Source organism: Pseudonocardia sp. D17, from assembly GCF_036984265.1.
Taxonomy (GTDB): Bacteria; Actinomycetota; Actinomycetes; order Mycobacteriales; family Pseudonocardiaceae; genus Pseudonocardia; species Pseudonocardia benzenivorans.
This window is the reverse complement of sequence record NZ_BPRG01000054.1, coordinates 1-10,723: the sequence shown is the minus strand read 5'-3', so window position 1 is coordinate 10,723 and position 10,723 is coordinate 1. Positions and strand designations below refer to the sequence as shown.

12 protein-coding genes are annotated in these 10,723 nt (G+C 72.8%); 6 read left to right on the top strand and 6 right to left on the bottom strand.

Annotated elements, in window-relative coordinates; all coding sequences use genetic code 11:
• Positions 1–453 precede the first annotated feature (453 nt).
• Together PSD17_RS11860 and PSD17_RS11855 are read left to right on the top strand one after the other, a co-directional pair.
• Positions 454–834 carry a hypothetical protein gene (locus tag PSD17_RS11860; protein ID WP_013673143.1) on the top strand — a complete coding sequence of 127 codons (381 nt, stop codon included), beginning with the start codon at positions 454–456 and terminating at the stop codon, positions 832–834.
• Positions 835–1,105: 271 nt separating this feature from the next.
• A complete protein-coding gene (locus PSD17_RS11855; protein WP_013673142.1) occupies positions 1,106–1,462 on the top strand; it encodes a hypothetical protein in 357 nt (118 codons plus the stop codon).
• 138 nt (positions 1,463–1,600) lie between these two features.
• On the opposite strand, the gene PSD17_RS11850 is transcribed toward PSD17_RS11855, so the two are convergent.
• Positions 1,601–2,362 carry an isoprenyl transferase gene (locus PSD17_RS11850; RefSeq protein ID WP_083845087.1) on the bottom strand — a complete coding sequence of 254 codons (762 nt, stop codon included), beginning with the start codon at positions 2,360–2,362 and terminating at the stop codon, positions 1,601–1,603.
• A 128-nt stretch (positions 2,363–2,490) separates the two neighbouring features.
• On the opposite strand from PSD17_RS11850, the gene trhA reads away from it, so the two are divergent.
• A complete protein-coding gene (gene trhA / locus PSD17_RS11845; RefSeq protein WP_379652913.1) occupies positions 2,491–3,174 on the top strand; it encodes a PAQR family membrane homeostasis protein TrhA in 684 nt (227 codons plus the stop codon).
• A gap of 19 nt (positions 3,175–3,193) precedes the next feature.
• Here the strand turns inward: trhA and PSD17_RS11840 are convergent, their stop codons facing one another.
• The 3 genes from PSD17_RS11840 to PSD17_RS11830 all read right to left on the bottom strand — a co-directional run bounded on the left by PSD17_RS11840 (position 3,194) and on the right by PSD17_RS11830 (position 6,319).
• The gene (locus PSD17_RS11840) at positions 3,194–3,805 is read right to left on the bottom strand and encodes a hypothetical protein (protein WP_445261006.1); all 612 of its coding nucleotides are present in this window, start codon (positions 3,803–3,805) and stop codon (positions 3,194–3,196) included.
• A gap of 132 nt (positions 3,806–3,937) precedes the next feature.
• Positions 3,938–5,953: a thioredoxin domain-containing protein gene (locus PSD17_RS11835; RefSeq protein ID WP_339122655.1), complete on the bottom strand. Its 2,016-nt coding sequence runs from the start codon at positions 5,951–5,953 to the stop codon at positions 3,938–3,940.
• A gap of 42 nt (positions 5,954–5,995) precedes the next feature.
• Positions 5,996–6,319 (bottom strand): hypothetical protein, encoded by a 324-nt coding sequence (locus PSD17_RS11830; RefSeq protein ID WP_013673137.1) that lies wholly within the window; start codon positions 6,317–6,319, stop codon positions 5,996–5,998.
• A gap of 199 nt (positions 6,320–6,518) precedes the next feature.
• Here PSD17_RS11830 and PSD17_RS11825 point away from each other — a divergent pair, with 199 nt between their 5' ends.
• Complete coding sequence (locus PSD17_RS11825) at positions 6,519–7,136, top strand: hypothetical protein (protein ID WP_339122654.1); 618 nt, start codon at positions 6,519–6,521, stop codon at positions 7,134–7,136.
• Between the two features lie 7 nt (positions 7,137–7,143).
• Here PSD17_RS11825 and mca read toward each other — a convergent pair whose 3' ends face one another.
• The gene (gene mca, locus PSD17_RS11820) at positions 7,144–8,076 is read right to left on the bottom strand and encodes a mycothiol conjugate amidase Mca (RefSeq protein ID WP_013673135.1); all 933 of its coding nucleotides are present in this window, start codon (positions 8,074–8,076) and stop codon (positions 7,144–7,146) included.
• Positions 8,077–8,573: 497 nt separating this feature from the next.
• Between mca and greA the strand changes: the two genes are divergently transcribed.
• Entirely contained in the window at positions 8,574–9,059 is a 486-nt protein-coding gene (greA, locus tag PSD17_RS11815) for a transcription elongation factor GreA (RefSeq protein ID WP_041760463.1), read from the top strand.
• Between the two features lie 7 nt (positions 9,060–9,066).
• Here the strand turns inward: greA and ilvA are convergent, their stop codons facing one another.
• Entirely contained in the window at positions 9,067–10,365 is a 1,299-nt protein-coding gene (ilvA, locus tag PSD17_RS11810) for a threonine ammonia-lyase (RefSeq protein WP_339122653.1), read from the bottom strand.
• An 80-nt stretch (positions 10,366–10,445) separates the two neighbouring features.
• Here ilvA and PSD17_RS11805 point away from each other — a divergent pair, with 80 nt between their 5' ends.
• Complete coding sequence (locus PSD17_RS11805; protein WP_013673132.1) at positions 10,446–10,667, top strand: hypothetical protein; 222 nt, start codon at positions 10,446–10,448, stop codon at positions 10,665–10,667.
• The last annotated feature ends 56 nt before the right edge of the window (positions 10,668–10,723 follow it).

The following is a 10,723-nucleotide window of genomic DNA, read 5'->3' as shown; positions in this document are numbered from 1 at the left end:
CCGGCGGAGCGCCGGGTCACCGGTCCAGGTGTCGACGATGCCCGGGGCGAGCCGATCGAGCCGCAGGGCGAGCAACACGTAGTCACGGGGGACCAGGCTCGGCGGCACCGCAGAACCGTACGCGCCCCCGACAGGTGATGCCGAGCCCGACGCGTGACACCGGGAACTACACAGCGTGCACCCGCGAAAGGATACTGATCCATTCAGGTGGAACAGAGTCACTTTCCGTAGACCAAGATGAGGTCGGACTGCGTGATGGCCTCACCGAACTACACACGATCGAGTGCGTAACTAAACGTAAAGTACCGGCATCACACGATGGTGGTACGGAAGTTGGTGTATGGGGAGGTGGCCGATAGTTTTCTCAGCAGTCAGCGCGGGCTCCCCGGTCGGGCGCTGGCACGGACGGCGTCGGCTTTCAGTCGGCACCAGAAGACCAACAGGAGATAAAAAGTGCTGAAGAAGGCTGGAATCGTCGCGGCCACCGCCACCGCCGGTCTGCTCGCGGTCAGCCCGCTCGCCTTCGCCGGCGACGCCGGCTGGGGCGGCCACCACCACGGTGGCGCCGACCAGGTGAACTCCAACAAGGAGATCCACCAGGGCCTCGTCAACGTCTCCGACAACAACATCAACGTTCCGGTCACCGCCTGCGGCAACGACATCCCGGTCAACGTCCTGGGCGTCCAGGTCTCCGACGTCACCGCCGACCTGACCGGCGCCCTGGGCCTGCTCGGCCCGGCCGGGGCCAAGTCGGTCGCCGACCAGTCGCAGGACCGCAGCTGCGCCGTCGCGGCCGCCGCGGGCAACGACAAGTCGCAGTCGAACGACGACTGATCTCGGTTCATCCCGAGTTCACGGAACGGCCCCGGACGATGTCCGGGGCCGTTCTTCGTGTAGGCGACGAATACGCAGCGCCGGAGTTTGCACCCGATCGGGTGCGTAACTTTCTGCGCGGCGCCGTCAACTACACGATAGGGGGACGCGGTTTGGTTCCGACTGATCCGCCCGATAGATTTTCCTCAGCCAGCACGGCTCCCCCGTCAGGTGCTGGCACGTTGAAGGAAACGGCTTCCCGCCGGTTCCCGATGACCAACAGGAGAGAACTGTGCTGAAGAAGGCTGGAATCATCGCGGCCACCGCCACCGCGGGTCTGCTCGCGGTCTCCCCGCTCGCCTTCGCGACCGAGGGGCACCACGGCGACCAGGTCAACTCCAACAAGGAGCTGCACCAGGGCCTCGTCAACGTCTCGGACAACAACGTCAACGTGCCGGTGACGGCGTGTGGCAACAACGTCCCGGTGAACGTGCTCGGTGTCCAGGTCTCCGACCTGACCGCCGACCTGACCGGCGCCCTGGGCCTGGCCGCCCCGACCGAGGCCAAGTCGGCCGCCGACCAGTCGCAGGACCGCTCCTGCGACGTTGCCGCCGCCGCGGGCAGCGACAAGTCGCAGTCGAACGACTGAGCTCTTTCGCTCAGCGCCTGACGCGAGGCAGCGCCGGACCTTCGGGTCCGGCGCTGTTTTCGTGTTCGCGGAGACACGTGCGGAGAAGCGTCACGGCGCAGACCGCCGCGCTCGCGAACCTGCGCTCCGGACCCGCGGTCAGGAGCCGAAACGACGGTGCCTCGCCGCGTAGTCGCGCAGCGCGCGCAGGAAGTCGACACGACGGAACTCCGGCCAGTAGGCCTCACAGAACCAGAACTCCGAGTGCGCCGACTGCCACAGCAGGAAGCCCGAGAGCCGCTGCTCCCCCGAGGTCCGGATGATCAGGTCGGGATCCGGCTGGCCCGAGGTGTAGAGGTGGGCGGCGATGTGGTCGACGTCGAGGACGTCGGCCAGCTCCTCGATGCTCGTGCCGGACTCCGCGTGCTGAAGCAGCAGCTTGCGCACCGCGTCGGCGATCTCCTGACGGCCCCCGTAGCCGACCGCGACGTTGACCTGCAGCCCGCTGCGCCCCACCGTCCGCGACGTCGCCGCCGAGAGCCGCGACGCGATCTCCTCGGGCAGCAGCTCCAGCGCGCCGACGACCCGCAGCTGCCACGGCCGGCCCGGCCCGGCCAGCTCGTCGACGACGTCGGCGATGATCTCCAGCAGGGGTTCGAGCTCGTCCGCGGCCCGGGTGAGGTTGTCGGTCGAGAGCAGGAACAGCGTCACGACCTCGACGTCGGCCTCACGGCACCACTCGAGCAGATCGCCGATCTTGGCCGCACCCACCCGGTGCCCGTCGTTGACGTCGACGAGCCCAGCGTCGCGCGCCCAACGGCGGTTCCCGTCGAGCATCAGGGCGACGTGACGGGGCCGCTCCGCGGTCTCCAGCCGCCGCGTCAGGCTGCGCTCGTAGATCGAGTAGAGGAGGTCGCGCACGCCCACGGGCGCTGAGCCTACGCGCGCCGGGGCCCGCTGTGGCGCCGTGGCCCACCGTGACGATGCGGCGGTCGGTGTTCACGTCCGGGGCACGCCCCCGTCATCGGGGCTGCCGTAACCTTGGCCGGGTGACACTCGGGAGCCTCGCCCAGCCACCGGCGCGCCCGTTGGTCAAGCCGCGAATGCGGGGCTGGCTGCACCTGTGGTCGTTCGCGGTGTCGATCCTCGCGGCAGCGGTGCTCATCTCGGTGGCCGCGGCGTCGGTCGGCGCGGCTGCGGCGGTGGCGACGGCCGTCTACAGCGTCACGATCCTCGGACTGTTCGGCGTCAGCGCCCTGTACCACCGCCGGACGTGGACTACCACCCGGTCCCGCATGATCATGAAGCGGCTCGACCACTCCATGATCTTCCTGTTCATCGCGGGAACGTACACGCCGGTCTCCGTGCTGGCGATGGACGCCGCGACGGCGCGCTGGGTGCTCTTCACCGTCTGGGGCGGGGCACTGGCCGGCGTGGTGCTCAAGATGGCGTGGCCGGCCGCCCCGTCATGGCTGGCGGTGCCCGTCTACGTCGCGCTGGGCTGGGTCGCGGTGTTCGTGTTCCCCCAGATGCTGCACAACGGCGGCGTCGCCGCGTTCGTGCTGCTCATCGCGGGCGGCGTGCTGTACACGATCGGCGCGATCTTCTACGCGACCAAGCGCCCCGACCCGTGGCCCGCGACGTTCGGCTACCACGAGTTCTTCCACGCCGCGACGGTCCTCGCCGCGGCGTGCCACTACGTCGCGATCTGGCTGGTGCTGTTCCCGGGCTGACCGTCCCCGGCGTCCGCGCTCAGCTGCCCTCGCCCGTCGGGCCCTGGGCGCGCAGCTCGTCGACCTTGGCCATCGCGTCGCGCAGGTCGCCCAGCCACTCCTCGGCGTGCTCCCCGACCAGGCGCACGGCCCAGGCCAGCGCGTCGGACCGCGACCGGGCGACGCCGGAGTCGACCAGCGTGTCCAGCACGATCCGCTCGGGCTGGCGCAGCCGCGTCATCACGGGGACCGACGCGGTCGTGAAGAGCTCCACGACGTCGCCGATCCGGGCGCCCCACGCGACCTTGCGCTGGTAGCGGTGCTCGGCCTGGCGTGCGATGTCGATCCGCTCGTCGCGGGTCTGCTCACGGAACCGGGAGATGCGGCCCGAGATCGCGGCAGCCCGCTCGGCGCGACCGGCCTCGGTGTCGGCGAACTCGCCGTCCAGCGGCGGGAGCTCGCCGACGATGACGATCTCCTCGCGGTCGACCGTGACGTCCGGGTTGCCGACGAACCAGCCGTCGGGCAGCCGGCCCGACAGCCAGGCGGCCGCGTCGTCGGTGTTCGGCAGGTCGGCCTGCTGCCAGCCGCCGCGCCCCGGTCCACGCCCCCGGCCTCCGCCGTGCCATCCGCGATGCATGCGTCCCGACATGACGTCCTCCTCTGCCGCGTTACATCGATTACGAGATTACACAGCAACACGGCACGCGGCCATGCGTTCGCCGACGGCGGACGCCGACCGGTCCGGGCCGGACAGCGCGATGTCAGGTCGGGCAGCGCGATGTCAGGTCGACAGCAGCGCCACCAGCTCGTCGGTCGTCGTCACCGGCCGGTCGCACACGAACCCGCGACAGACGTAGGCGGCCGCGGCGTCGTCGACCAGCGGGCGATCGGCCAGCAGCGGCACCCCGGGCGCGTCCGGCTCGCCCCCGACGACGACGGTGCCGCCCGTCGCCGCCTCCCGCGCGGCCGACACGAGCGCCTCGCGGGCCGTCGGCGAGCTCCCGACGACCGCGACCTGCAACGGCCCGGCCACGGCCGCCTCCGCAGCGGTCAGCCAATGCCCGGCAAAGCGCGGGTGCCGCTGCGCGAGCGTGCCCGCCGACGCGAGGGCCGCCTCCGCGGCGTCGCGGTAGCGGCCCGCGTCGTCGGGCCCCGCGAGGACCGACGCCGTCACCAACGCGTCGGCCAGCGCGGACGCCCCGCACGGCGAGGCGTTGTCGGTGATCTCGCGCGGCCGGTGCAGGAGCTGCTCGGCGTCGTCGGCGGTGTCGAAGAAGGCACCGGGGGCGTCGGGGTCGGCGAAGTGCGCGAGCGCGAGGTCGAGCAGGTCGAGCCCCGCGCGCAGCCGGGCCGCGTCGCCGGTGGCCTGGTGCAGCGCGAGCAGCCCGGCGGCGAGCAGGGCGTGGTCCTCCAGCACCCCCGCTGCGACACCGACCGCACCCGCGCGCGACGACCGTCGCAACCGCCCGTCGACGACGTGCAACCGCAGCAGGAGATCCGCAGCCTCCCCGGCGGCGACGACCCACTCCGGCCGACCCAGCGCGGCACCCGCCTCGGCCAGCGCGACGATCGCCATCCCGTTCCACGACGTGACGACCTTGTCGTCGCGCGCGGGTTGCGGTCGCGCCGCACGCGCCGCGAGCAGCCGGGACCGGACGTCGGCCCAGCGCTCCGGATCGGCCGGGTCGGCGAGCAGCTGGAGGGTCGACATGCCGTGCTCGAACGTCCCGCCGTCGGTGACGGTGAGCACCTCGGCGGCCCACGCGCCGTCGGCGTCGCCGAGCGCCTCGCGCAGCTGCGCGGGCGTCCACGCGTAGGTGAGACCTTCCACGCCCTCGGTGTCGGCGTCGAGCGCGGAGGCGAACCCGCCCTCGGGTGTGCGCAGGTCACGCAGCAGGAACGCCGCGGTCTCCTCGGCGACCCGGCGGGCCAGTGCCGAACCGGTGCGCCGGGCGAGGTGGGCGTACGCGCGCAGCAGCAGGGCGTTGTCGTAGAGCATCTTCTCGAAGTGCGGCACGACCCAGCCGGCGTCGACGCTGTAGCGGGCGAAACCGCCGGCGAGCTGGTCGTACATGCCGCCGCGCGCCATCCGCTCGGCGGTGATCGCGACGAGCTCCAGCGGCCGCGGCGAACCGGTCCGCTCGTGATGGCGCAGCAGGAACTCCAGGGCCATCGACGGCGGGAACTTCGGCGCGCCGCCGAAGCCGCCGTGCTGCGCGTCGAACGCGTCGGCCAGTCCCGCGGCGGCGTCGTCGAGCACCCCCTCGCCGACGACGGCGGGTGGCAGCGCGGCCCGTGCCGTCTCGGCCAGCCGCGCCGCCATGTCCCCCGCGGCCCCCCGGACCCGGTCACGGTCGTCGTTCCAGGCCGTGGTGACGGCGTCGAGCAGCTGCCGGAACGACGGCAGCCCGTGCCGCGGCTGCGACGGGTAGTAGGTGCCGCAGTGGAACGGCTCGCCGACCGGGGTGAGGAAGCACGTCATCGGCCAGCCGCCCTGGCCCGTCATGGCCTGGGTGGCGGTCATGTAGACGGCGTCGATGTCCGGCCGCTCCTCGCGGTCGACCTTGATCGCGACGAAGTCCGCGTTGACCTGCGCCGCCGTCGCCGCGTCCTCGAACGACTCGTGGGCCATGACGTGGCACCAGTGGCAGGCCGCGTACCCCACGGACAGCAGGATCGGGACGTCACGACGGGCGGCCTCGGCGAAGGCCTCGTCGGACCACTCCCACCACTCGATGGGGTTGTCGGCGTGCTGGAGCAGGTACGGGCTGGTCGCCGCGGCGAGGCGGTTCGGCATGCCGCGAGCCTGTCAAACTCCCACGGCCCGCGCCCGGTCGGCTCAGTCCTTGCGCGGCTCGGGTGCCTCGGCCGCCGTGCCGTCGCCCGCGGTGGCGTTCTCGCCGGCCGTGTTCTCGCCCGCAGTGTCCTCGGCGTTCTCGTCGTCGTCGAACGACTTCGGCAGCTTCCGCAGCCGCCGCGTCATCGACACGATCAGCAGCACCGTCGCGATGCCCAGCACGATGATGACGACGAGCGCGGTCGGCGAGGCCTCGCCGAACTCCTCGCCCTTGCCGGGAGGCGGCGGGGTGTCGTCCTGCGCAGGGGTGACGATCGCCGCGACCTGGGCCTCGGCGGGGACCACGCCGAGATCGACCAGCAGCACCACACACCTCCGACACCGTCCCGGCGCGCCGGCGCCGACCCCGTGCCGCCGCGCGGCGGCACGCCGGAACCCTACGCACCTGGTCCGACGCGCCGCGGGGCGGGCCTGCACCGGCCCGCCCGCACGGCTGTGGGACGCTCCGCGCAACGATCACCGACGCGTTCCGCGCAGCGATCATCGAACGACGGGAGGGCCCGGCGTGGGCACATCGATGTCGGCGACCCGGCGCTCCCTGCACGGCGTCGCCGAGCTGCTGCTCGCCGGGCCGCAGTACCGCTCGCACGGGACCATCCGGCTGAAGGTGACGCCGGGCGGGTTCGGGCAGGTGGCGGGCTCACTGCGGGTCCAGGGCTCCCACCTCGTCTGGGAGGACGACCAGATCCCGCTCTCGGGCAGCATCCGCGATCTCGCGCTGTGGGCGGGCGTCGAGCCCGGCGCGCCGGAGGGCCTGTACAGCGACGGATCGGGTGTCGACGTCGACGAGCACCTCGCGGTCGACCCCGCCGACGCCGACGCCATCGCGTCGTGGTTCGCCGTCGGCGACGCCGCGCTGCGGACGCTCGTCGCCCCCGGCGAGGATCCGGTGCTCTGGCCGGAGCACCTCGACCTGGCCGTCACCGTCGACCGGGTGAACTACGGCGTCTCCGCGGGCGACGCCTCGCTGCCCGAGCCCTACGCGTACGTCGGCCCCTGGGAGCGGCGCGAGGGCGAGTTCTGGAACGCCCCGTTCGGGGCGTTCCGCCCGGCGTCGGACCTCGCCGACCCGGAGGCGCTCTACGAGTTCTTCCGCGCCGGCCGGGCCGCCGCGAACGACTGAGCCCGGCTCAGCCCACGCGCACCGCGTCGGGCGACGGGACGAGGCCCGCGAACAGGTCGTCCTCCGGGGTCGGCGAGTCGACGAAGGAGCGGACCAGCTCGTAGTCCTCCGTCGGCCAGACCTCGCTCTGAATCTCCGGCGGCACGAAGAACCAGCGGCTCGTCGGGTCGATCTGGGTGGCGTGGGCCTTCAGCGCCTCGTCGCGGACCGGGAACCACTCGTCGCACCGCACGCGTGTGGTGACCCGCTCGCCCGGGTCCTTGCGGTCGCCGTCCTCCCAGCGCTCGATCCATTCGGCGTAGGGCGACTCGAGCCCGCGGGCCAGCAGTGCCTCGTGGAAGGCGATCATCCGGGCCTTCGAGAACCCGTGCGAGTAGTAGAGCTTGAGCGGCTGCCACGGCTCACCCGCGTCCGGGTAGCGGTCGGGGTCGCCCGCCGCGTCGAACGCCGCCATCGACACCTCGTGGGTGCGGATGTGGTCGGGGTGGGGGTAGCCACCGTTCTCGTCGTAGGTGACGAGCACGTGGGGACGCTCGGCACGGATCAGCCGCACCAGCCGCTCGGTGGCCTCGTCGAGGTCCGCCAGCGCGAAGCAGCCCTCGGGGAGCGGGGGCTTCGGGTCTCCCTCGGGCAGCCCGGAGTCGACGAAGCCCAGCCAGTGGTGGCGGACCCCGAGGATCTCGGCGGCCCGGGCCATCTCGGCCCTGCGCACGGCGGGAAGGTCGGCCGCGATCTCCGGCCGGTCCATCGCGGGGTTGAGGATGCTGCCGCGCTCGCCGCCGGTGCACGTCACGACGGTCACCTCGTGACCTTCGGAGACGTAGCGGGCGGACGACGCCGCCCCCTTGCTCGACTCGTCGTCCGGGTGGGCGTGCACGGTCATCAGCCGGAAGCGCGGTCCGGCCGCCTCGTACTCGCCGTCGATGTCGGGCTGGGTCATGGGTTCGACCGCCGGTCCTTCCGCGTCCGTGGTGTCGCGACGGGAGATCCTCCCGCCCGCGCTGTGCCGATGGTCGCAGACTCCACCGACACTCCTCGCGAGACCCAACGCCGTGGGCGGGCACGCTCTTCCCGGCCGACCGGGCCCGTCGTGGGAGGCGCTCGCGGGGACCCACCGGGCGGACGCCGCTCGTCGTACCGCCGGGCGTGCGCGGCGCCACCCGGACGGACCCGAATGTTGCCGTCGGCTCGTCGGACATCGACGTTCTACCAGCGGATTCAAGGGTCCCGGGAACTCTTCGGGGCACCCGGCCGTTCGTCGAATGCAGGCGACTAACGGCAAGCACCGTGTTACGGTGAGGCGCACACGGCCCGCACGGCGGGTCGTGTTTTTCCTTACTCGGGGCTATGCCACAACCGGCGGCATGCTTCGTCGCGTGCCGCGGGCAACCGGTCCGTGCCCATGTTCGGACCTGGACGGCTGGAGGAGTGATGACCGTGACGGACACCCAGGTGACCTGGTTGACCCAGGAGGCCTTCGATCGGCTGAAGAACGAGCTCGACCAGCTGATCGCCAACCGCCCCGTCATCGCTGCCGAGATCAACGCCCGCCGCGAAGAGGGCGACCTCAAGGAGAACGGCGGCTACCACGCCGCCCGCGAGGAGCAGGGCCAGCAGGAGGCCCGCATCCGCCAGCTGCAGGAACTGCTGCGCACCGCGCAGGTCGGCACCGCCCCCACCAGCACCGATGTCGCGTCCCCCGGCACGGTCCTCACCGTGCGCTACGACGACGACGACACCGAGCAGGTCCTGCTGGGCTCCCGCGAGGAGGGTTCGCACGGCGACCTGCAGGTCATCTCCCCGAACTCCCCGCTGGGCGCCGCCCTGCTGGGTGCGAAGGTCGGCGAGACGCGCGAGTACTCGCTGCCCGACGGCGGCACCATGAAGGTCACGCTCGTCGCGGTGGAGCCCTTCACCGGCTGACGGCCGTTCACCCGGCTGCCGCCACGTCCCCGGACCCCCACGGAGCTCCGGCCTCGTCGAACACGGCGTGGCCGGAGTTCCGTAGCGCGTCCACGATGGCGGCGGAGTGCGTCGCGCCGCGCGTCTCCAGGCTCAGCTGGACGTCGACGTCGCCGAGCGGGATGGCCGCGGAGATCCGGGTGTGCTCGACGTCGACGACGTTGGCGCCCAGGTCCCCGATCTGTGTGAGCAGCTCGGCCAGTGCGCCGGGACGGTCGACGACGCGCACCCGCATCGACAGGTAGCGCGCCGCGGCGGCCATGCCGTGCTCGATGACGTGCAGCAGGACCAGCGGGTCGATGTTGCCGCCCGAGAGCACCGCCACCACGGGACCCGGGAACCGCGCGGGCTGCTCCAGCAGCGCGGCGACGGCGGCGGCACCCGCGGGCTCGACGAGCAGCTTCGCGCGCTCCAGACAGTGCAGCAGCGCGCGGGCGAGGGTGTCCTCCCCGACCGTGACGAACTCGTCGACCAGGCCGGCGACCTGCGGGTACGTGACGTTCCCCGGTACGCCGACGGCGATCCCGTCGGCGATGGTCCGCATCCGGTCCAGCGCCACCGGCCTGCCCGCGAGCAGCGATGCGGGCCACGCGGCCGCCGCCTCGGCCTGGACGCCCACGACCCGCACCTCGGGCCGGCGGCCGCGGACCGCCGCGGCGATGCCGCCGAGCAGCCCGCCGCCGCCCGCCGGCACCAGGACGGTGGCGGCGTCGGGGACGTCGTCGAGGATCTCCAGTCCGACGGTGCCCTGTCCGGCGATGACGTCGACGTGGTCGAAGGGGTGCACGAGGACGGCGCCGGTCTCGTCGGCGAACCGCACGGCCTCGGCGAGGCTGCCGTCGATCGTCTCCCCCGCCAGCCGGACCTGCGCGCCGTAGCCGCGGGTCGCGGACACCTTCGGCAGCGCGGCCCGCTCGGGCATGAAGACGGTCGCGGTCGTGCCGAGCAGCCGCGCCGCCAGGGCGACACCCTGCGCGTGGTTGCCCGCGCTGGCGGCGACGACACCGCGGGCGCGCTCCTCGGCGGCCAGCCGGGAGATGCGTGTGTACGCGCCGCGGATCTTGAACGACCCGGTGCGCTGCTGGTTCTCGCACTTCAGCCACACCGGCGCGCCGACCAGCTCCGACAGCGCCCTCGCCGGCAGCGTCGGCGTCCGCCGCACGACGCCCCGCAGCAGGTCGCGGGCCGCCTCCACGTCCGCGAGGCGGACCGGCGGGCCGTCCTCGACCCGGGCGGACGACGCGGACGGACGGGGATCGTCGACCATGTCGGCATCCTCCCACCGGCGCGGGTAGCCTCGGCGACGGAGCGTCTCGCGGCGTGGAGGCGTTCTCAGGGGGAGGTCGGATGACTCGGCTGCGGGCGCTGGTCCCGCTGCTGGCCGCCGGTGTCCTGGCGGCGCTGGCGGTCCTCACCGTGCGCAGCGCGGGCTGCGACGACCCGGGTCGCTACGAACTGCGCGGCGGCGCGTACGAGCTGGTCGGGGGCTGCATCGCCCCCGGCGACGTGCTCGTCCCGCATCCGACGCCCACTGCGCCCCCGGACGCCGACGCGCCGGCCAAGAGCTAGTGCCTCGTCAGGCAACGTTCGGTAGGTAATCGGGCCTGCGGATCCTGGACTCGGGA

Excerpts from the sequence above, each read along its gene's own strand:
- PSD17_RS11840 (WP_445261006.1), bottom strand. The coding sequence starts at position 3,805 with ATGTCGGGACGCATGCATCGCGGATGGCACGGCGGAGGCCGGGGGCGT.
- PSD17_RS11835 (WP_339122655.1), bottom strand. The coding sequence starts at position 5,953 with ATGCCGAACCGCCTCGCCGCGGCGACCAGCCCGTACCTGCTCCAGCAC.
- mca (WP_013673135.1), bottom strand. The coding sequence starts at position 8,076 with ATGACCCAGCCCGACATCGACGGCGAGTACGAGGCGGCCGGACCGCGC.
- ilvA (WP_339122653.1), bottom strand. The coding sequence starts at position 10,365 with ATGGTCGACGATCCCCGTCCGTCCGCGTCGTCCGCCCGGGTCGAGGAC.
- PSD17_RS11805 (WP_013673132.1), top strand. The coding sequence starts at position 10,446 with ATGACTCGGCTGCGGGCGCTGGTCCCGCTGCTGGCCGCCGGTGTCCTG.